Origin of the sequence: Leucobacter chromiireducens (assembly GCF_003917135.1) — a bacterium.
Taxonomy (GTDB): domain Bacteria; phylum Actinomycetota; class Actinomycetes; order Actinomycetales; family Microbacteriaceae; genus Leucobacter; species Leucobacter chromiireducens_A.
This window is the reverse complement of sequence record NZ_RPDI01000029.1, coordinates 1-20,823: the sequence shown is the minus strand read 5'-3', so window position 1 is coordinate 20,823 and position 20,823 is coordinate 1. Positions and strand designations below refer to the sequence as shown.

Sequence of the window (20,823 nt, the reverse complement as noted above, 5' to 3'; positions counted from 1 at the left end):
CGATGAGTGAGATGTCCTTTCCCCTGCCGGACGTCGGTGAGGGGCTGACCGAGGCCGAGATCGTCACCTGGAAGGTGGCGCCCGGCGACACGGTCGAGCTCAACCAGGTGATTTGCGAGATCGAGACCGCGAAGTCGATCGTCGAGCTGCCCTCGCCGTTCGTCGGGACCGTCACCGAGCTGCTCGCGCAGCCGGGGCAGACGGTGCCGGTCGGCGATCCGATCATGCGGGTGTCGACGGGCGGCGACGCCGCGGCAGCGGCGGAAACCGGATCCGGATCCGCTGGCGCGGGATCCCAGCCGGGCTCTGGCGCGCAGGCGAGCGCCGCCGCTGCGCCCGTCCCCGCTGATCCGGCGATCGTCGACGAAGCGCGCACCGTCGCGGCCGACGCCGCGGCGAGCGTTGAGCACGAGGAGGAGGGTGGCGCCGTGCTCGTCGGCTACGGCACCGCCGGCGCCGCGAAGTCGCGCCGCCGCCGCGGCGGGGAGCCCCTGCTGCCCACGCCCGGCGCGGTGCCCGCCGCGGTCGCTGCCGCGGGAACGGCGCCTGGCGCGGTGCTCGCGAAGCCCCCGATCCGGAAGCTCGCGAAGGATCTCGGCGTCACGCTGAGCGAGGTGGCTGGCACCGGCCCTGCCGGCGAGGTGCTGCGCACCGACGTTGAGCGGCACGCCGGCCAGGCGCGCCTGTTCCGCAACCTCGAGACCCCCGAACCCCCTGCCGAGCGCGAGGAGCGCATCCCGCTGAAGGGCATGCGCAAGCAGATCGCGAAGGCGATGGTCACGAGCGCGTTCGAGGCGCCGCACGTGAGCGTGTTCACCGACGTCGACGCGACCCGCACGATGGAGTTCGTGAAGCGGCTGAAGACCTCGTCGGATTTCGCCGGCGTCAAGGTGTCGCCGCTGCTCATCTTCGCGAAGGCGATGCTGTGGGCGATCCGCCGCAACCCCGAGGTCAACTCGACGTTCACCGAGACCGAGATCATTCGCCGCAACTTCGTGAACCTCGGTGTCGCCGCTGCGACGCCGCGCGGGCTCGTCGTACCGAACATCAAGGACGCGCAGGATCTCAGCCTGCTCGAGCTTGCGCGTGCGATCGAGCAGCTCACGCTGACCGCACGCGAGGGACGCACGACGCCGGCAGACATGGCCGAGGGCACGATCACGATCACGAACATTGGCGTGTTCGGCATGGACTTCGGCACGCCGATCCTGAACCCCGGCGAGTGCGCCATCCTCGCGATGGGCACGATCCGCGAGAAGCCGTGGGTGGTGGACGGCGAGGTGCGCCCGCGCATGGTCACGACGGTGGGCGGCTCGTTCGACCACCGCATCGTCGATGGCGATGTGATCTCGCGCTTCGTCGCGGACGTCGCTTCGGTGCTTGAGGAGCCGGCGCTGCTGCTTGACTAGTGGCGCTGTTGGCCAGGCGCTGGCCGCCCAGCCTTCCCGCCGCCACCCCGCTCCGCCGCCCCTCGCATTTAGTGCGACTCCGCCCCGGATTCCGCCAAGGAATCCGGACCGGACCCACACTCAGTGTGTGCGCGGCGATCGCCCGCCCACCCACACTCCAAACCGGGGTGAGTCTGATCCGGATCTGATTGAGAATTCCGGATCACACTCGCCCCGGTTTTGCGTATCCAGCGCGTGAGTGGCACACGTTGCCGACCGCGGCGGGACGGTGCCCGGTCTGAGGGTCTGAACAGGGTGCTCGCGTAGCGTGGATGGTGCATCACCAGCCCGGCGCCTCACCGGTTGATCGGTGGGGTCGCTCGCGCTTGGGACGCTGAACGAACACCGATTGAGGGAAGCAGGGAACCGTGAAAATCACCGCAGCCGTTGCCACCGCGCCGCAGACCGAGCTCGAGATTCGCGAACTTGAACTTGATGAGCCGCGACCCGATGAGGTGACCGTCCGCATGGTCGCGAGCGGCGTCTGCCACACTGATGCGATCGTGCGCGATCAGTGGTACCCCGTGCCGCTCCCCGCGGTGCTCGGCCACGAGGGCGCCGGCGTCGTCACCGCGGTGGGTTCGGCAGTGACCGATCTCGCGGTTGGTGACAAGGTCGTCCTCGCGCCTGCGTCCTGTGGCGAGTGCGAGCACTGCATCACCGGGCACCCGCAGTATTGCGTCGACTACTTCGCGCTGAACTTCGGCGGGAGCAGGGCCGACGGCTCGAGCTCGTTCGCTGACGGCAGCGACCGCGTCTCATCGAACTTCTTTGGCCAGTCGTCGTTCGCGTCGCACTCGAATGTGCGCGCCCGCAACGCGGTGAAGGTCTCCGACGATGCGCCGCTTGAGCTGCTTGGACCACTCGGGTGCGGGATCATGACCGGATCGGGATCCGTGCTCAACGTTCTCCGCACAAGCCCGGGGGAGTCCATCGCGATCTTCGGGACGGGAGCCGTTGGTCTCGCCGGGATGCTTGCCGCGATTGCCGCGGGCGCAACCACCGTCATCATGGTGGATATCGTGCCGTCCCGTTTGGAGTTCGCGCGTGAGCTCGGGGCGACGCACGTGGTGAACTCGGCCGAGGTGGACGCTGTCGCCGAAATCCGCGAGATCACCGGCGGTCGCGGCGTGCACACCGCGCTCGATACGACGGGTGTCCCGCAGGTGTTCTCGCAGATGACCAAGTCGCTCGCGCTGCGCGGGCGCGGAGTGCTCGTCGGCGCGGCAAAGCTCGGGACCGAGGCGCCGTTCGACATTGGCACGCTGCTGACGAGCGGGATCACGATCTCGATGGTGGTGGAGGGCGACGCGGTGCCCCGCGAGTTCATCCCGCGCCTGATCTCGCTCTACGAACAGGGACTTTTCCCGTTCGACAAGTTGGTGAAGACGTACGACTTCGCCGATATCAACGCGGCGTTCGCTGACTCGGAGTCCGGGGCAACGATCAAGCCGGTGCTGCGCTTCTAGCGAGCGTTCCGGGCTGGTCCGCCCGCCCTCCTATCGCCAGCCCGCAAACAAAGTGTGAGTCTGATCCGATTCCATCGAGGAATCCGGATCAGACCCACACTTTGTTGCCGGGCCGGTGTGGCCAGCGGGGGCCGCCAGCCGCCAGCAGCCACGAGCCAGGCCGCCAGCCCCGCTACGGGTGCTGAGCGTGCTCGCCGTGCGCGACCGGCTCCAACTGGAGCGTCACGTGCTCGGTGTCGAAGTGCTCGTGGAGGCAGGCCCGCAGCTCATCGAGGATCGCATGGTACCCGCGCTCGCTCCACGCCGAGTCGGACACCGTCACGTGCGCCGAGAACGCCGGCACCCCAGACGTGATCGTCCACGCGTGCACGTCGTGCACCTCGTTCACGCCGGGGACGGCGAGCATGTGCTCGCGTGCGTCGTCGACGTTGATGTTCTTCGGGGAGGCCTCGAGCAGTACGTTGACCACCTCGCGCAGCAGGCTGATCGCGCGCGGAATGATGAGCAGGGCGATGAGGATCGACGCGATCGGGTCGATCATTTCCCAGCCGGTCAGCATGATCACGATCGCCGCAATGACGACGGCGACGGAGCCGAGCAGATCGCCGAGCACTTCGAGGTACGCGCCGCGCACGTTCAGGCTCTCCTTCTGGCCCGACTGCAGCACCAGCAGCGAAACCAGGTTCGCGAGGCCGCCGATCACAGCGGCGATCAGCATCGGCGTCGACTGGATCTCCACCTCGGTGCCGAAGCGCGCGATCGCCTGCACGAAGATCACGACGGCGATCACGCCGAGCACGATGCCGTTCACGAGCGCGGCGAGGATTTCGACGCGCAGGTACCCGAAGGTCCGCTTCGAGGTCGCGGGGAGGGTGGCGATCAGGCTCGCGATCAGCGCGATGGCGACGCCTGTCGCGTCGGTGAGCATGTGCCCGGCGTCGGCGAGGAGCGCCAGCGAGTTCGAGATGAACGCGCCGATGAGTTGGATGAAGAACACGCTCAGCGTGATCGAGAGCGCGATGATCAGCCGCTTCCGGTGCTTTCCGGTTGCGGTCGTTGCGCCCTGCAGTCCGTGGTCGTGGCCGTGACCTCCGCCGCCGTCAGCCTGTTCGGGGCGTTCGGGGTGCCCCGCGCTGAAGTCGGCGTCGCAGTCCGGCGTCCGATCCTGCTCGTGCTCCATGGTGCTGACCATACCAATCACTTCCTTCCGACCTCACCCCGCATGTGTACGTTTTCCGCTAGCGTTCCACGCTGCGGAACCGCCGCAGTCGGAGACTGTTTCCCACAACAAACACGCTCGAGAACGCCATTGCCGCGCCAGCGATCATGGGGTTCAGGAGCCCAAGCGCCGCGAGCGGGATCGCCGCGACGTTGTACGCGAACGCCCAGAACAGGTTGCCCTTGATGGTGCCGAGCGTGCGACGCGACAGTCGGATCGCGTCCGCCGCACTGCGGAGGTCGCCGCGAACGAGCGTGATGTCGGCGGCCTCGATCGCTGCGTCGGTGCCAGTGCCCATCGCGAGGCCGAGGTCGGCCTGCGCGAGCGCCGCCGCGTCGTTCACGCCGTCGCCCACCATGGCGACCACGCGGCCTTCGGCCTGGAGCCGCTGCACCACGTCGACTTTGTCACCGGGCAGGACTTCCGCGTGCACCTCGGTGATCCCGACGCTCGCGGCCACCTGCTCGGCGACGGTGCGGTTGTCGCCCGTGAGCAGGATCGGCGTGAGCCCCAGTTTCGTGAGTTCGCGGATGGCCTCGGCGCTGGTCGGCTTCACCGTGTCGGCGACGGCGACCACCCCGCGCGCCGCGCCGTCCCACGCCGCGAATACGACGGTGTGGCCGGTGCTCTCGAGGCGGTCGCGCTCGGCGAGGAGCTCGGGTCCGGGGGTCACGCCCCAGTCGGCGAGGAGCGCGGCGCGGCCGACGATCACGGGGGTGTCGTCGACGACGCCGGTGACGCCGTGGCCCGCGGTGTTGCGGAAGTCGCTCACCTCGGGGAGTGCGCCGAGCTCGGCCGCTGCACCGCGCGCGATCGCCTGCGCGATCGGGTGTTCGGAGGCCGCTTCGACCGCGCCGACGCGGCGCAGCAGCTCTGCGCGCTCAGTGCCGGGAGCGGCGACCGCCTCGGCGAGCGCCATGCGGCCGCTGGTCACGGTCCCGGTCTTGTCGAGCAGGATCGTGTCGACGCGCCGCGTGGACTCAAGGATTTCCGGTCCCTTGATCAGGATCCCGAGCTGCGCGCCGCGGCCGGTGCCGACGAGCAGCGCGGTGGGTGTCGCGAGTCCGAGCGCGCACGGGCAGGCGATGATCAGCACGGCGACGGCGGCCGTGAACGCGCTGGCGGCGCCGTGGCCGAGTGCGAGCCAGGTGATGAGCGTCGCGATCGCGATGACGATGACGATCGGCACGAAGATGCCGGAGACGCGGTCGGCGAGGCGCTGCACCTCGGCCTTGCCCGACTGCGCGTCCTCCACCATCTGCGCCATCTGCGCGAGCTGCGTGTCGGCGCCGACGCGGGTGGCGCGCACCACGATGCGGCCGCTCGTCGACACCGTGCCACCGGTCACCGGGTCGCCGACCGTCGCTTCGACGGGCACGGACTCGCCGGTGAGGAGTGAAGCGTCGATCGCGGTCGCCCCGTCGACGATCACGCCGTCGGTGGCGAGCTTCTCACCGGGGCGCACAACACAGTGGTCGCCGACGCGGAGATCCTCGACCGGGATCCGCGTTTCCGCGCCATCGCGCAGCACGGCGACGTCTTTCGCGCCGAGTTCGAGCAGGGCGCGCAGCGCTGATCCCGCCTGCCGCTTTGAGCGCTTCTCGAAGTAGCGCCCGGCGAGCAGGAACATGGTGACGCCCGCCGCGACCTCGAGGTAGATGTTGCTTGCGCCGTCGTGCGGGCTGATCGTCAGCTCGAACGCGTGCGTCATGCCCTTCTCGCCCGCGGTGCCGAGGAAGAGCGCGTAGAGCGACCAGAAGAACGCGGCGAGCGTGCCGACGGACACGAGCGTGTCCATGGTCGCGGCGCCGTGCTTCAGGTTGATCCACGCGGCGCGATGGAACGGCCACGCGGCCCACACGATCACGGGCGCGGTGAGCGTGAGCACTGCCCACTGCCAGTAGTCGAACTGCAGGGCGGGGATCATCGAGATGAGGATCACGGGAACCGAGAGCCAGATGGAGCCGATCAGGCGCTGGCGCAGGGAAATCAGCTCGGGATCCTGGCCGTCCGCCTCGGCGTCGCTGTCCGACTGCGCGGCGGCGCGTGCCGCGGGCGGCGGCGGGAGTTCGGCCGTGTACCCGGTCTTCTCGATCTCCGCGATGAGCAGCTGCGGATCATACCCCTGGGGGGCATGCACGCGCGCTTTCTCCGTTGCGTAGTTGACGGTCGCCTCGACGCCGTCCATGCGGTTGAGTTTGCGCTCGATGCGATTCGCGCATGAGGCGCAGGTCATGCCGCCGATCTCGAGTTCGTAGCTGGTCGTGCTCACGGGCCGACTGCTCCTTCCGTGCTCGCTGTGCTGTGGGTGGTGCGCCGCTGCGCTGCCCTGCCCCGTCCCGTTCCGCCCCGGTCCTGTCCTGTCCCGTCCTGCCCTGTCCCGCCTCGCCTCCCCCTGAATCGGGGTCACTTTGTGCGGGTGTCGCGGGGCTCCCGGGGCCGACACCCGCACAAACTGACCCCGATCCGGGAGCGGGGGGCGGGGACTGGGAGGGGGCGGGAAGACGGGGGATGGGGGGGCTAGGCTCGGGCGGCGGTGTAGCCGGCCTCAGTGACGGCGGCGGTGATCGCCTCGTCACTCACGGTGCCGTCGGTCTCGACGCTCAGTGCGCCCGTCTTCGAGCTGACCTCGACGCCGGTGACGCCGGTGATGGCCTCGACCTCCTCGCGCACGGACATCTCGCAGTGGCCGCAGGTCATGCCGGTAACGGTGAAGTTGCTGGTGCTGGTGCTGGTGCTCATGCTGAACTCCTTCTCGGTGGGAACACCCCGAGACTATACCCCCCTAGGGTATCTCGCAAGAGTGGATTTCAGTTCGTCAGTTGCGCCGCGAGCTGCAGCAGCGTCTCCTCCGCGCCCGCGCGGCCGATGAGTTGCACGCCGAAGGAGTGCCCCCCAGGGGTCACGAGGATCGGGATCGCGATCGCCGGCAGGCCGGCCACGTTGACCATCGACGTGAACGGCGCCCACTCGCACTGCAGGCGGTAGTCCTCGTCGGGGTGCAGGGACGTGAACGCGCCAATGCGCGGCGGCAGCATGGCGAGGCCCGGGGTGAGCACCACGTCGTAGGCGCCCCACTGGGCCCTCGCGTCCGCGGCGAATGCGCGCAGGCGGCTCCCCGCGGTGAGGTGATCGTCCCGCCGCCTGGCGAGCGCGCGCTCGCGAAACAGTCGGGTCAACGGCATGAGGCGCTCGTCGTCGCCCGGCGCGAGTTCGAGCAGCGACAGGCCAGCCGTCCAGCCGATGCCGAACGCGTGCGGGTACCGCGAGTCGTAGTGCATCGCCGCGTCCTCGACGTGGTGGCCGAGCGCCGCGAGCAGCTCGGCCGCGCGGCCGTGCGCGGCGCGCGCCTCCGGGGCGAGCGGCACCGGGTGCGCCGGCTCGAACGGGGAGTCCGCTGAGACGCCGATCCGCAGCCCGCGCAGCTCGCCAGCGCGTTCGACCGCGGCGACGGCCGGCTCCCCGTGCGCGCCGCGCATGGCATCGAAGAGGAGCGCCGCGTCACCCGCCGTACGCGCCAGCGGTCCCGTCACCGTGAGGCGTGGCGCACCGAACTCGTCGAGCGGGCCGCGCGCCAGATCCGTCGGCACCGCACCCAAGCCGGGCTTCAGGCCGATCAGTCCGCAGGCGAGAGCCGGGATCCTGATCGAGCCGCCCCCATCGCTTCCCGGCGCGACGGGGAGCAGTCCAGCAGCCACGGCCGCGGCGCTGCCACCCGACGAGCCGCCGGCGGTGCGCTCGGGATCGAGGGGGTTGCGCGCCGGCCCCGCGATGCGGTTCTCCGAGTAGCCGGTGAGGCCGAACTCGGGCACCTGCGTCTTGCCGAGGGCGAGCGCGCCAGCGCGGCGCAGCACCGCGACACCCGGGCTGTCGGAGCTCGGGACCGTGCGCGCCACCGCAGCGCTGCCGTGCGTGGTGGGAAGGCCGGCGACGTCGGTGAGATCCTTGTGCGCGAGCGGCATCCCGTGCAGGCGGGGAAGTCCGCGCCGCTCGTCGCGCGGGGTGCGTGCGAAGCGCTCGTCGGCCGCGGTCGCCGCGGCACGCGCCTGCTCGGCGGCGAGCGAGACGAACGATCCGAGCGACGCAGCCGCCGCGATCCGTGCGAGCGCGTCGCTCGTGGCCTCGCGCGCGGAGATCTCGCCCGCGTGCAGCGCCGCACGAAGTTCGAGTGCGGTGGCCGGCAGATCGGGTGCGGGGGAGCTCACCCCTCCAGCCTACGCGCGGGGGTATTCCGTGGAGTTGAGTTCCCAGTATGCGTCGTACTCGGCCTCGGTGGCGAAGTAGCGCAGTTTGTGGCGGTAGCCGCCGGTGTCTCCCGGGGTGCGCTGCACCCACAGTGCGTAGTACCAGGCGCTGTCCCACGCGTGCGTGCCACAGGCGAGTTCCTGGGCGTCGACCGGGCCTGAGCAGGTGACACCGTCGCCGTTCACGTCGATGATCCCGGTCTGCAGCGCCCCGTCGCGGGTGTCTGCCGCGTAGAAGAAGTCGCCGTCCGGGGTGCGCTCCAGCAGCGTGATCGAGTCAGGCAGCACGGCCTCTGCATGCGGGTTCCCGGCCCGGGGTGTGAGGAGGGTCGCGCGTGCGGTCTCCCACTCGTCTGGCTGCGCCGACCAGCTGCCGCTCGCGTTCAGCGGGAAGAGCGCGGCGAGGGTCATGGCACCCGCGATCGCGGTGGTCATGGCGAGTGCTGGGGCGACGCGACGCTGGGAGCTCATGCCCCCAGCGTAGGCGCGTGCGCCGTACCGCCGCGTCCCTCGTGCGAGGGCAGCGGGGTGATCAGGGGATCCGGCAGGCCGGGGTGAGTGTTGAGGTACACGTCGAGCTCGTCCTCGCTGGCGAATGCCAGGAGCTCGTGGCGGTAGCCGATCGACGTGCTCGCGTCGGCGGCCGCCCAGGCGTAGAGGTGCGGCCCGCTCGCGCCGGACCAGCTCGCGCAGCCCGCGCCGTGAGCGCTGGGGGTGTGCTCCGGCGCACTGCACTGCACGCCGTCGCCGTCCGCGGTCGCGATCCCGATCACCGTGCGGCCGGCCTGCGTGGTCACCGCGAAAAAGAAGCCGTCGCCCGGGGTGCGCTCCAGCAGCGTGAGTGTGGCGGGGTCGATCGGGTCGAAGCTGGGCTCCGCCGCCCAGCCGGCGATCAGCGCGTCGCGCGTGGGTGCCCACTCGATCGCGGTGCGCCCGGCCTCGGTAAGGTTCGCCGGGAGGATCGTCGCCGCGCCGATGGCCACCGCGATGCCGGCGGCCCCGGCGAAGGCGGCGGCGACGCGGCGCTGGGGGAACGGTGGGCGAGGCATGCGCCCAGCTTAGGCGGAGTGTCCACAGCGATTCGGCGAAACCAAGCCAACAAGTGGGGGAAAAGACTTGGACACGCCGAATCGCTGGGAATACCCAGCGCCACCGCAGCGCTGTTGCGAATGGTTCTCACGAGAAGTTATAGTGATAGCCGTTCTCATTTAGAAAGAGCCTCATGACGCTTCACTCCCGCGGCGCGCGCCGCACCCCCCAGCACCTGCTGCGCACCGGCGCCGCGCTCGCCGCAGTCGCCGCGCTCGCGCTCACCGGCTGCGCCGCCGACTCGGGCGCCGACGCCGCGGCGAACCCGGACGCGCTGCGCGTCGTCGCGACCACCACGCAGCTCGCCGACTTCGCGCACGAGCTCGGCGGCGACGACATCGCGCTCACCGGGCTGCTCGCGCCGGGCGGCTCCGCGCACCACTTCGACCCGACCCCGGCCGATCTGCTGGCCCTCGGGGAAGCGGACGTGCTGATCGTCAACGGGGCCGGTCTCGAGACCTTCGTCGACGACGCGATCGAGGCCTCCGGGTTCGCCGGCGAGATCATCACCGCGAGCGATGGGATCGACCTCGCCGAAGCCACCGCGATCACCGCGGAGGGTGAGGCCGAAGCGGAAGCCGTCGGCGGGGCGGCCGCCACGGAGCACGCGGATCACGATCACGATCACGCCACCGACGCCGCAGCCGACGAAGCGCACGATCACGCCGATCACGCCGACGAAGCGCACGACCACGCCGACGAGCACGACCACGATCACGGCGCAACGAACCCGCACCTGTGGACCTCGCCCCGCTACGCCGCGAAGATGGCCGCCTACATCGGCTCGGAGCTCGCGCGCATCGACGCCGAGCACGCCGCCGACTACCAGAGCCGCAGCGCCGCGTACGGTGAGCAGCTCAGCGCGCTCGACGTGTGGGCCGCCGCGCAGTTCACCGAGGTGCCCGCACAGGACCGCGTGCTCGTCACTGGCCACGACTCGCTCCGCTACTACCTGCACGACTACGGCATCGCGTTCGCCGGGTCGATCCTGCCGAGCTTTGAGGACAACGCCGAGCCGAGCGCCGCGGACATCGACGCGCTCGTCGCGCGCATCACGGAGCTGAAGGTGCCGGCGATTTTCGTCGAGTCGTCGATGAGTCCGAAGCTGGCGCAGACGATCGCGAAGGAGGCCGGCGTCACGGTGGTGGACGCTGACTCGCTCTACGCCGACTCGCTCGGCGCGCCGGGCAGCGGCGCGGACACCTACCTGAGCGCGACCATTCACAACACGCGCCTGATCCTGGACGCGTGGGGAGCGACGGTCGCCCCGCTTCCGAGTACGCTGCAGTGATGATCGCAGCGCTCGCACTCGACCACGCGGCGTTCGGCTACGCTGGCGCCACCAGGGTCGAGGGCCTCACGCTGGCGCTTCCCGAGGGCGCCGCGCTCGCGCTGATCGGGCCAAACGGTTCGGGCAAGTCGACGCTGCTCCGCGGCATTCTCGGCCTCGCCGAGCGCACGGCCGGGAGCGTGCACGTGCTCGGAACAACGCCGGATCGCGCGAGGCCGCGCGTCGGCTCGCTGCCGCAGGCGGACACGCGTGACACCACGCTGCCCGTGACGCTCCGCCAGGTCGTGACGATGGGGCTGTACCGCTCGCGCGGCGCGCTGCGACCGATCGGCAGCGCGGGGCGCGCCGCGGTCACGGCGGCGCTCTCACGCGTGGGCCTCGCCGACTTCGCGCATCGCCGTTTCGGCGAGCTGTCCGGCGGGCAACAGCAGCGCGGGATCCTGGCGCGGGCGCTCGTCTCCGATCCGCAGCTCCTCCTCCTCGACGAGCCGTTCAATGGCCTCGACCGCGAGAACCGCGAGGTGCTCCTCGCGCTCGTCGCCGAGCTGCGCGCCGAGGGCCGCACCATCATCGTGTCAACGCACGATCTCGAGATCGCGCGCGAGGCCTGCTCGCACGTGCTGCTCCTCGCGAGCGGGCACGAGCCGAACCAGCCTGGCCACCCGGCCGGGTACGGGCCGCTCGCGGAGGCGCTGACGCTCGACGCGGTGCAGCACGCGTTCCACGACGCGACGGTGGAGCTCGATCATCACACGGTCACCACGACGCGGGAAACCGGGGAGTGATGGACGTGCTGCTCGCGCACAGCCCCGTCGAGGTGTTCGCGCTGCCCTTCATGTGGCGCGCGCTCGTCACGGTGGTGATCCTCGCGGTGGCCGCCGGCATCGTGGGGCTCTTCATCAGTTTCCGTGAGCTCGAGTTTGTGAGCGATGGGCTCGTGCACGCCGTGTTCCCCGGGCTCGTGATCGGCGCGGCGCTCGGCGGAACGGCCGGCGTGCTGCCCGGCGCCGTCGTGGCCGCGGTGCTCGCCGCCGTGCTCTTCACCGTGCTCGAGCACCGGGGCGGGGTGAGCGCTGACGCGGCGATCGCGGTCGTGCTGACCGGCCTGTTCAGCCTCGGCATCGTGCTCGTGTCGCGGCAGGAGGGCTACGTCTCGCAGCTGCAGGAGCTGCTGTTCGGGCGGCTGCTCACCGTCACCGAGGCGCAGCTGTGGCAGATCCTCGTGGTCGCCGCCGCCGCGATCCTCGTCGTGGTGCTCACCTGGCGCGCGCAGCTCTTCCGCGCGTTCGACGCCGCGGGCGCCGAGGCGGCCGGCTTTCGCCCGCTCACCGCGGACATCGCGCTCGGGATCGCGGTGGCGCTCCTCGTCGTCGCCGGCGTGCAGGCGCTCGGCGTGCTCATGGTGCTCGCGCTGCTCATGATCCCGATGGCCACGGCTCGCCTGATCACCCGCGGTTTCGCGCTGCTCATTCCGCTCGCGATCGGCGTGCCGCTCGTGGCCGGGGTTGCGGGGCTGTGGTTGTCGTTCGAGTGGTCGGTTGGCGCAGGGGCCACCGTGTCGCCCGGCGCGCTCGTCGTGCTGCTCCTCGTCGCCGGCTACGGGATCGCTGCCCTCTCGCGCACGGCGCGCAGCCGCGCGGCCACGGGGCGGATCCCGCGCGAGCAGGGGCCCCAAGCTCATCCGGATCGAGGGGTGCGCGCATGAGCTACTTCGCGCTCGCGGCCCTGGAGCTCACGCTCCTCGGCGTCCTCGCTGGGCTTGCCGGATCGCTCATCGTGCTGCGCCGCCGCTCGTTCTTCGCTGTGGCGCTCAGCCACGCGACCTTCCCCGGCGGCGTCGTGTTCGCGATCGCCGGCTGGAATCTGCTGCTCGGCCAGGCGCTCTTCGCGCTCGTGCTCGTGCTGCTCATGACGCTGCTCGGGCGACTCCCCGGGCAGGGCAGGCAGGTGACGAGCGGGGTGGTGCTGTCGTTCGGGTTCGCGCTCGGCACGCTGCTCACGAGCCTCAACCCGGGGCTCGGGATCCCGGTCGAGGCGCTGCTCGTCGGCTCCCCGCTCAGCGTGTCGACGGGGGACGTCACCGCGACGGCCGCCGTGCTCCTCGCGACCGCTGCGGTGCTCGCGCTCACGGGCCGCCGCATCCTCTTTCACACGTTCGATCCCGTCGGCTTCACCGCCGCGGGCTTCCGGAGCTGGCCGATCGAGCTCACCGTCACCGCGGTGATCGCCGCCGCGGTGGTCGTGGCGATGCCCGCCGTCGGCGCGATCCTGGGCGTAGCTGTGCTGATCGGGCCGGCCGCCGCGGCGCGCGCGCTCACCGACCGGCTCGGGTGGATCCCGCCGCTCGCCGCCCTCATCGGCGTCGCGGGCGGACTCGGCGGGCTCTGGCTGTCGCGCGAGCTCGGGATCGCCGCCGGCGGGGCCGTCGGCCTCACGATCACCGCGCTGTTCCTCGCTGCCGTGCTGGTGCGCGGCCTGCGCTCGGCTGCGGCGTCACGGCGGGAGCGCGCACGCCGAACCGACCATGCGAGCGAGAAGTTCGCTACGGTGGGGGCGTGACCGGAACGGAGGTGCGCGATATGCAGCCCAAGCGCAACACCTGGCAGCGCGAGGCGGTGCGCGCGACGCTCGCCGAGGCGCACGGCTTCGTGAGCGCGCAGCAGCTGCACCACTCGCTGCGCGATTCGGGTTCAACGATCGGACTCGCAACGGTCTACCGCAACCTCGCCGGCCTCGTGGAGACGGGGGAGGCTGACTCGCTGCAGTCGCCCGAGGGGGAGAACCTGTTCCGCTCCTGCGCCACGCAGGGGCACCACCACCACCTCATCTGCCGCAGCTGCGGCGACACTCGCGAGCTCTCTGCCACCGTGGTCGAGGAGTGGACGAAGCGGGTGGGCGCCGAGCACGGCTTCACGGAGATCGAGCACATCGTCGACCTGTTCGGGCTGTGCGCCCGCTGCCGCGAGGCGGGGAAGTAACGCGGGGACGCAGCGGGGCGGGCAGGGAGTTCCTGCCCGCCCCGCGGTGCGTGATCTGCGCCGGCGCTACTCCGCGGTCTCCGTGAACTCCGTCGGCTCCTCCGGGGTGCGGCCACGCTTCGCGGCGCGCTCGGCGCGGCGTTGGCGCTTGGCCTCCCGCTTCGCCGCCTGCGCCTCGGCCTTGGCCGCCCGCTTGTCCGCGGCGAAGCTCGCCTGCGCCTCGCGCGCCTCGTCGGCGTCGCTCGCGATCGTCGCGGGATCGATGCCTGCGCGTTTCGCTGCCCGGCGCTCACGGCGCAGCGCGCGCTTCGCGAGCTTCTTCTCGCGGCGACGCTCCACCAGCGTGTAGAGGATCGGCACGAGGATCAGGGTGAGCAGCGTCGAGGAGACGAGCCCGCCGATCACCACGATCGCGAGCGGTTTCGAGATGAACACGCCGCCACCCGTGAGGCCGAGCGACATCGGGATCAGCGCGAAGATCGTCGCCGCCGCCGTCATGAGGATCGGGCGCAGGCGGAGGCGGGTGCCGTGCTCCACCGCCTCGTCCAGGCTCGCGCCGGCCTCGCGGAGCCGGTTCACGAGGTCCATGAGCACGATCGCGTTCGTGACCACGATCCCGATCAGCATGAGGAGGCCGATGAGCGCTGGTAGACCGAGCGGCGTGCCCGTGATGAGCAGGCCGAGGATCGCGCCGGTCGCCGCGAACGGGATGGACACGAGCAGCACGAACGGGCCGCGGAAGCTGCGGAACGTCGCCACCATGACGAGCAGCACGAGCATGATCGCGCCGAGCATCGCGGCGCCGAGCTGGGTGAACGCCTCGTCCTGCTCCGCGCTCACGCCGCCGAGCTCGAAGCTCACGCCGGCGGGCAGTTCGGTCTGCTCGATGGCACGGTCGATTGCCGCGGTGGCCGCGTCGAGCTGGCCCTGCTTCGGGTCGACCGTGAGCGTCACCTGGCGTTCGCCGTCCGCGCGGGTGATCACCGGGGCGGTGAGCTCCTCGCTGACCGTCGCGATCGCGCTGAGCGGCAGCGCGGTGCCGGTGACCTCGGCCGCGGCCTTCTGCTCGGCCTCCGCCGCCTGCTGCTCGGCGAGCTGCGTCGCCGCCTGCTCGCGCGCCTCGCGGAGGCTGACGAGCTGCTGGTCGATGCCCTCGATGCCGCTCTGCGCGCCGGCGATGGCACCCTGGATGCCCGCAATCTGCTCTGCGCGCTCCTGCTGGGCGCGCACCGCGGCGTCCTCTCCCGGCGTGCGCGGCTTCTCCGGCACGATCGGCGCAGCGGAGAGCTGCGCGAGCTGCGCGTTGAGCTCGCCGAGCTGTGCCACGAGCTCCCCGCGCTGCCCCGCGGCCTCATTGATCTGGGCGGTGAGCTCCGCATCGGCCTGCAGGCGCGCCTCTTCCGCCTGCGCCTCCGCCTTCTCCTGCAGCTCGTCGGCGGCCGCCTGCTGCGCCTGCGCGGTCTGCTGCGGGGTGACGGGCAGTATGATCTCGCCCAGCTTCTCCGCGGTGCGCTCAGCGCCCGGGGTGCGCACCACGATGTCGCGCTCGCGCCCCTCCAGCATGATCTGGCCGACACGCTGGCCCTCGAGCGCCTCCTGCACCGCGCGCGCCACCGATACTGGATCGAAGCCCAGCTTCGCCGCTTTCGCCTCGTCGAGCGTGACGCGCACGATGGGCTGCTCGCCCGCGAGCTCGCTGCGCACCGACTGCACGCCGCGCTCGCCCGACAGCTGCTCCTCCAGCAGCTCGCTCGCCTCACGGAGGGCGGCCGGGTCGTTGCCGCGGATCTGCAGGGCGATGCCCGAGCCCCCCGCGCCCCCGACGAACGCGTCCTGCGTGAGCACCTGCACGTCGCCGGCGTCGTCCAGCCGCGCGACGGCCGCCTCTGCCGCGTCGCTCACCGACTGCGCGTCCGCGCCGTCGTCCAGCTGCACGTCGTAGGAGATCGTTGTCGGGCCGTTCGCCTGCCCGACCGGGATCGACGTCATGACGTCGCGCACGCCGGGAATCTTGCCGAGTGCCGCCTCGACGGGCTCGGCGGCCGCGACGAGGTCGCCGTCCTCGCTCGTCGGCGGCGTCTGCACGAGCTGCAGGCTCTCGTTGCCGGACGACCCGAGGAAGTCGGTGGGGATCATGGTGCTCATCGCGAGCGTGCCGACGAGCACGAGGCTCGATGCGGTGAGCGTGATGACCGGGTGGCGGCGGGTGGCCCCGAGCGCCGGCATGATGGCGCGCTGCAGCCGGTCCGGCGCGGTGTGGATCTCGTCGAGGTCCGAGTGGTGGTGCTCGGCGCTCGCGTCCAGCTGTACGCCGGGCTGCCCCTGCGCCGCGTGCGCGGTCGCGGGGAGCGCCGCGGTGGCCAGCTCGTCGCCCGGCAGCACCGCGGTGGCGGGCTGCTCGCTCGGCTGCGCGGTGGCCGCGGGTGCTGCCGCGTCGGACGAGTCCGCCGCATCCGCCGCGTCGGCCGGCGCCGCGCGCCGTTCCTTGCCGCGGATGAACCAGAAGGCGAGCACGGGCACGATCGTGAGCGCCACGAAGAGCGAGGCCAGCAACGCAATCGACACCGTGACGGCGAAGGGGCGGAACAGCTGGCCGGCCATCCCCGAGACGAACGCGATGGGAAGGAAGACGGCGACCGTGGTGAGCGTCGACGCGGTGATCGCGCCAGCCACCTGCTGCACGGACGCCACGACGCCCGGAATGGTCAGGTGGCCAGCGCCGCGCCTGCGCGAGATGTTCTCGATCACCACGATCGAGTCGTCCACCACGCGGCCGATCGCGATCGTGAGCGCGCCGAGCGTCAGGATGTTCAGGGTGTTCCCGCTCCACCACAGCCCGATCAGCGTGATGAGCAGGGAGAGCGGGATCGAGACCGCGGCGATGATGGTCGAGCGCCACGAGCCGAGGAACGCGAGAATGACGAGTACCGCGAAGAGCAGCCCGAGCCCGCCCTCGACCGAGAGGTCGTGGATCGACTGCTCGATGTAGGGTGCCTGGTCGAAGATCGTCACGAACTCGGCGTGCAGGCCGGGGGCCAGGCGCTCAAGCTCGGCGTTCACGCCGTGCGAGATCTCCACGACGTTGGCGCCCTGCCCAGGCGACACCTGGAGCGTCAGCGCGGGGTTGCCGTTGACGCGCGAGATCGTGTCGGCCGGCACCAGCTCGGGCGCGACGTCGGCGAAGTCGGACACTCGCACCACGCGATCGCCGGCCGGGATCGGCAGGGCGGCGATCTCCTCAACGGAGGTGAGCGCCGCGCCGACGGTCACCGACAGCGGGCCGTCGGGCGAATCGGCCTGCCCAGCGGGCAGCGCGGCGCCGTGCGCTTCGAGCACGGGAGCGATCGTCGCGGGGTCCACCTTGAGGCGCGCGACGTCCGCCGGGCGCAGGTCGATCATGATGCGCTGCTCTTCGCGGCCCGAGAGGGTCACCTTCTGCACGCCGTCGACGCCCTGGAGGGCAGGGACGACGGTCTGCGCGAGCGCGTCACCGAACTCGGCGGGATCCTGATCCGATCCTGCGCTCAGCATCATCGCCGGCATGTCGTCGGCACCGCCAGAGAACACCGTCACCTCGGTGCCCTGCGGGAACGCGGGCTTCATCGCGTCCGCCGCGGCGCGGATCTTGGCGAGCGTGTCGTCGTCGCTCTCGAACGGCCACTCGACCATGATGTCCGCCGCACCGCTCGACGTCGTCGACGAGACCTTCGTGACCCCTGGCACCGCACTCAGCGCCTGCTCGGTCGGCTCCGTGACCGTGCGCGCCAGCTCCTCGGGTGCGAGACCGGGCGACTGCACCGAGACGAACGCCATCGGCACCTGCATCGACGGCATCAACTCCTGCTTGAGCGCGCTCATCGAGAAGATGCCGAGCACCGCAACCGCGAGAGTCGTGAGGCCGACGATCAGCCGGTTCCTGAGGCTGGTGCGTGTGAGGAAGGACATATGGCCTTTCGGGGTGCGGCCTCAGCGCGGTGGTGACCGCTCGCTCCGAGCGCGCGGGGGCCCAGAACGCGGCCGCACGAGGCGTTGCAGAACGGCCGAGGGTTCCACCCTCTCGAAGCCCTGCGCGCCGCACATCGTCCCCAAGTACGACACCCGTCATCCCACGGGATGAGATTGTCCGGCCCGGGCGCGGCTCCGGCCCGGTCCCTACGCGGCGCGCGAGGAGTCGCCGCGCGGGTGCACCCACACCCACTCGCCGTACTTCGCGGTGCGACCATCGCCGCTCGAGCGACCGGTGAGGCGGCGCTGGATCCAGGGCACCACGTGTTCCCTGGTGTAGCGCAGCTGATCCCGCGCTGTTGGAACGCCGACGGGCGCCGCGTCGATCACCCAGTCGGCCGGCGGTGCGACGTCGAGCGTGCGCAGCACATTCGCGGCGACCCGGTGGTGGCCAACGGGCGCGAGGTGCAGCCGGTCGTGCGACCAGTACTGGCGCCCGGTCAGCTCGGCATCGCTCCAGTTGTCGGTGAACCGGATCCCCAGCCGCGCCGCGATGGCGCTCGCCGCAGCCGTGAGCTCGTTCCCCTTCACGCGGACGCGCGAGCCGCCCGGCAGGCCGCCCGTCGGGTTCGGGCCGGCGAGCAGCAGCGGCTCGATCCCGGCGTCCTGGATGCGGCGCAGCGCCGCCTCGGTCTCCCGCGCGATCCAGGCCAGATCCGTGCCGGGGCGCAGCATGTCGTTGCCGCCACCGTTGAAACTGATGATCGTCGGCTGGAGCGCGATCGCCGGATCCAGCTGCTCGGCGATGATCGGGCCAATGAGGCGGCCGCGGATCGCGAGGTTCGCGTACTGCACCGGCTGGCCGCTCGCGTCGGCGAGGCCCTGCGCGACGAGGTCCGCCCAGCCGCGCACTGAGCCGTCCGGCTGCTCGTCGCCGACGCCCTCGGTGAAGCTGTCGCCGATCGCGACGTAGCGGATTGCTGCCTGACCCTCGTGCTCGTTCACACCGCCAGCCTACGCCCGCTCGCGCGGCGGGTGGGGCGCGTGTGGCGGGTTCCGGACACCGCGACACACATGGTGCGCCGGGGCAAGCGTGCGAAGATGGGGCGATGAACTGGTCGGGGCAGCGCGTGTTTGGGGCGGGCGCGGGTGCGCTGCTCGGCGCCATGCTCGGCGTGATCCTGCTCTCCGCGGCGCGCGGCACCCCGCTCCCCGTCATCGTCGCGGGACTCGTGCTCGTGGTCCTCGTGGTGAACCTCGTGGTGTCGGAGCGCATGGTGAGCCGCGTCATCGCGCTCGCCGCGCAGCGCACGCACCTCATCGCGACTGGCTACGCGCCAGGCGAGCCAGCCCCGGCGCGCGTGCACCGCGTCTTCGGCCGCGCCGCCGGCGAGGTCGCAACCATGGTGTGGCCCGCCGCACAGGAGCCCGCGCGGCTCGCGATCCTGCACGTGCTGCCGCAGAACGGCCAGCCGCGGAGCGTGTACACGCTCCTGCCCATGCGCTACGGCATCGAGCGGGGCGCTGCCGCCGCGGTGATCCTCGATCCCGCGTACCCCGACATTGCGATCCTCGACGACCGGGTGCCGCTCGACACCCTCCAGGCGATCGCGGCCGACCCGCGCTGGGGCTCGACGCGCGTGCCGTCGATGTTCGTGCGCCAGGGTGGGCCCGCCACGATCGTGGCGGTCGCTGCGGGACTCCTCGGGGTGCTGCTCCTCGGGCTGCTGCTCAGCTAGCGCGCGACACGCCCGGCTTGCGGCCGTGCCCGTTCTCGCGTAAGCTTGCCCCTTGGCTGTGCGCCGTCCCAGTGCACAGACCGCGCGGGTGAGTTCGCCCGCGCTCAACTCCGGTTGAGCGCGAGAGGCGGCCCGTGCAGACAAGAAATCTTGGGTGAGGCCGTCCGGTCTCACGGTATGAGAGGAAACATCATGGCAGCAGTGTGCCAGGTGACCGGAGCCGTTCCCGGCTTTGGACACAACATTTCGCACTCGCACCGTCGCACCAAGCGTCGGTTCGATCCGAACATCCAGAAGAAGACCTACTTCGTGCCCTCGCTCGGCCGCAAGGTGACGCTCACCCTGTCGGTCAAGGGCATCAAGGTGATCGATGCTCGTGGCATCGAAGCTGTGGTTGCTGATCTGCAGAAGCGTGGGGTGAAGTTCTAATGGCGAAGGACAAGGACGTACGTCCGATCATCAAGCTCCGCTCGACGGCAGGGACCGGGTTCACGTACGTGACCAAGAAGAACCGCCGCAACACCCCCGACCGCCTCGTGCTCAAGAAGTACGACCCGGTGGTTCGCAAGCACGTTGAATTCCGAGAGGAGCGCTAAGCATGGCGAAGAAGAGCATGATCGCAAAGAACAAGCAGCGTCAGGCCATCGTCGCGCGCTACGCGGAGAAGCGTCTTGAGCTGAAGAAGGCCCTCGTGGACCCCAACGGGACCGACGAGAGCCGCGAGGCCGCCCGCGTTGGCCTCCAGAAGCTCCCCCGCAACGCGTCGCCCGTGCGCGTGCGCAGCCGCGACGTGATCGACGGCCGCCCCCGCGGTGTCCTCACGAAGTACGGCGTGTCCCGTGTGCGCTTCCGCGACATGGCGCACCGTGGCGAGCTGCCCGGCATCACCAAGTCGAGCTGGTAAGCCAGTACCGCAACACTGAAGCGGGCGTGGATCCTCAGGGTCCGCGCCCGCTTTTGTGCGCCCGCCGACACGCCGGACTGAGAAAACCCTGCCCAGATCCGCGGAAAGTCGCCGATCTGGGGTAGATTCGTAGCGATCAACCGATCGGACCCTCCAAATCGGTGGGACACCTGAACCAGATCAGGGGCTCGGCCACTTGGTGTCGTCGCCCTGGAAGGACACAACATGGCACTCAACAAGACCGAGCTTGTCGCAAAGATCGCCGCTGAGACCGGCCAGAGCCAGGCCGCCGTTTCCAGCGTGATCGACGGGCTGTTCGCCGCTGTCTCCGAGACCGTCGCCGGTGGCGACAAGGTTTCGATCCCCGGCTGGATCTCGTTCGAGACCGCGACCACCGCTGCACGCACCGGCCGCAACCCCCGCACCGGCGAGACCATCGACATCCCCGCTGGCAAGCGCGTCAAGGTGTCGGTCGGCTCGAAGCTCAAGGCTGCCGT

Annotated in this window: 20 protein-coding genes; 12 read left to right on the top strand and 8 right to left on the bottom strand. The window is 70.9% G+C overall.

Annotated elements, in window-relative coordinates:
• Positions 1–2 precede the first annotated feature (2 nt).
• Positions 3–1,409: a dihydrolipoamide acetyltransferase family protein gene (locus tag EGM46_RS12185; RefSeq protein WP_125100415.1), complete on the top strand. Its 1,407-nt coding sequence runs from the start codon at positions 3–5 to the stop codon at positions 1,407–1,409.
• Positions 1,410–1,816: 407 nt separating this feature from the next.
• On the top strand, positions 1,817–2,917 hold the full coding sequence (locus EGM46_RS12180) for an NAD(P)-dependent alcohol dehydrogenase (RefSeq protein WP_125100414.1): 1,101 nt from the start codon (positions 1,817–1,819) through the stop codon (positions 2,915–2,917).
• 172 nt (positions 2,918–3,089) lie between these two features.
• Here the strand turns inward: EGM46_RS12180 and EGM46_RS12175 are convergent, their stop codons facing one another.
• From EGM46_RS12175 to EGM46_RS12150, 6 genes are all read right to left on the bottom strand, one after another.
• Entirely contained in the window at positions 3,090–4,109 is a 1,020-nt protein-coding gene (locus EGM46_RS12175; RefSeq protein WP_241156318.1) for a cation diffusion facilitator family transporter, read from the bottom strand.
• 46 nt (positions 4,110–4,155) lie between these two features.
• Positions 4,156–6,372, bottom strand: coding sequence for a heavy metal translocating P-type ATPase (locus EGM46_RS12170; RefSeq protein ID WP_125100433.1), 2,217 nt, complete (start codon positions 6,370–6,372; stop codon positions 4,156–4,158).
• Between the two features lie 284 nt (positions 6,373–6,656).
• Positions 6,657–6,878 (bottom strand): heavy-metal-associated domain-containing protein, encoded by a 222-nt coding sequence (locus EGM46_RS12165; RefSeq protein WP_125100413.1) that lies wholly within the window; start codon positions 6,876–6,878, stop codon positions 6,657–6,659.
• 68 nt (positions 6,879–6,946) lie between these two features.
• Complete coding sequence (locus EGM46_RS12160; RefSeq protein ID WP_125100412.1) at positions 6,947–8,341, bottom strand: amidase; 1,395 nt, start codon at positions 8,339–8,341, stop codon at positions 6,947–6,949.
• Positions 8,342–8,350: 9 nt separating this feature from the next.
• Positions 8,351–8,851, bottom strand: coding sequence for a hypothetical protein (locus EGM46_RS12155; RefSeq protein ID WP_125100411.1), 501 nt, complete (start codon positions 8,849–8,851; stop codon positions 8,351–8,353).
• Positions 8,848–9,429, bottom strand: a complete 582-nt coding sequence (locus EGM46_RS12150; protein WP_125100410.1) for a hypothetical protein — start codon at positions 9,427–9,429, stop codon at positions 8,848–8,850. The genes EGM46_RS12155 and EGM46_RS12150 overlap by 4 nt, the downstream gene beginning before the upstream one ends.
• Positions 9,430–9,602: 173 nt before the next feature.
• On the opposite strand from EGM46_RS12150, the gene EGM46_RS12145 reads away from it, so the two are divergent.
• From EGM46_RS12145 to EGM46_RS12125, 5 genes are read left to right on the top strand one after another with little or no spacing between them, the layout of a single operon-like run.
• The gene (locus EGM46_RS12145; protein ID WP_125100409.1) at positions 9,603–10,760 is read left to right on the top strand and encodes a metal ABC transporter substrate-binding protein; all 1,158 of its coding nucleotides are present in this window, start codon (positions 9,603–9,605) and stop codon (positions 10,758–10,760) included.
• On the top strand, positions 10,760–11,545 hold the full coding sequence (locus tag EGM46_RS12140) for a metal ABC transporter ATP-binding protein (protein ID WP_125100408.1): 786 nt from the start codon (positions 10,760–10,762) through the stop codon (positions 11,543–11,545). Before EGM46_RS12145 ends, EGM46_RS12140 begins: the two co-directional genes overlap by 1 nt.
• Positions 11,545–12,465, top strand: coding sequence for a metal ABC transporter permease (locus EGM46_RS12135; RefSeq protein ID WP_125100432.1), 921 nt, complete (start codon positions 11,545–11,547; stop codon positions 12,463–12,465). The genes EGM46_RS12140 and EGM46_RS12135 overlap by 1 nt, the downstream gene beginning before the upstream one ends.
• Complete coding sequence (locus EGM46_RS12130; protein WP_125100407.1) at positions 12,462–13,319, top strand: metal ABC transporter permease; 858 nt, start codon at positions 12,462–12,464, stop codon at positions 13,317–13,319. Before EGM46_RS12135 ends, EGM46_RS12130 begins: the two co-directional genes overlap by 4 nt.
• 20 nt (positions 13,320–13,339) lie before the next feature.
• Complete coding sequence (locus tag EGM46_RS12125) at positions 13,340–13,738, top strand: Fur family transcriptional regulator (RefSeq protein ID WP_125100431.1); 399 nt, start codon at positions 13,340–13,342, stop codon at positions 13,736–13,738.
• 66 nt (positions 13,739–13,804) lie between these two features.
• Here the strand turns inward: EGM46_RS12125 and EGM46_RS12120 are convergent, their stop codons facing one another.
• Positions 13,805–17,683, bottom strand: a complete 3,879-nt coding sequence (locus EGM46_RS12120) for an efflux RND transporter permease subunit (RefSeq protein ID WP_125100406.1) — start codon at positions 17,681–17,683, stop codon at positions 13,805–13,807.
• Between the two features lie 207 nt (positions 17,684–17,890).
• A complete protein-coding gene (locus tag EGM46_RS12115; RefSeq protein WP_125100405.1) occupies positions 17,891–18,688 on the bottom strand; it encodes an SGNH/GDSL hydrolase family protein in 798 nt (265 codons plus the stop codon).
• A gap of 104 nt (positions 18,689–18,792) precedes the next feature.
• Here EGM46_RS12115 and EGM46_RS12110 point away from each other — a divergent pair, with 104 nt between their 5' ends.
• The 5 genes from EGM46_RS12110 to EGM46_RS12090 all read left to right on the top strand — a co-directional run.
• On the top strand, positions 18,793–19,422 hold the full coding sequence (locus EGM46_RS12110) for a hypothetical protein (protein ID WP_125100404.1): 630 nt from the start codon (positions 18,793–18,795) through the stop codon (positions 19,420–19,422).
• A gap of 192 nt (positions 19,423–19,614) precedes the next feature.
• Positions 19,615–19,851, top strand: coding sequence for a 50S ribosomal protein L28 (rpmB, locus tag EGM46_RS12105; RefSeq protein WP_025134215.1), 237 nt, complete (start codon positions 19,615–19,617; stop codon positions 19,849–19,851).
• Positions 19,851–20,018, top strand: a complete 168-nt coding sequence (gene rpmG / locus EGM46_RS12100; RefSeq protein WP_125100403.1) for a 50S ribosomal protein L33 — start codon at positions 19,851–19,853, stop codon at positions 20,016–20,018. The genes rpmB and rpmG overlap by 1 nt, the downstream gene beginning before the upstream one ends.
• Positions 20,019–20,020: 2 nt before the next feature.
• Positions 20,021–20,326: a 30S ribosomal protein S14 gene (gene rpsN, locus EGM46_RS12095; protein ID WP_025134217.1), complete on the top strand. Its 306-nt coding sequence runs from the start codon at positions 20,021–20,023 to the stop codon at positions 20,324–20,326.
• A gap of 225 nt (positions 20,327–20,551) precedes the next feature.
• The coding region (locus EGM46_RS12090) for an HU family DNA-binding protein (RefSeq protein WP_125100402.1) at positions 20,552–20,823 on the top strand (272 nt) is incomplete at its 3' end.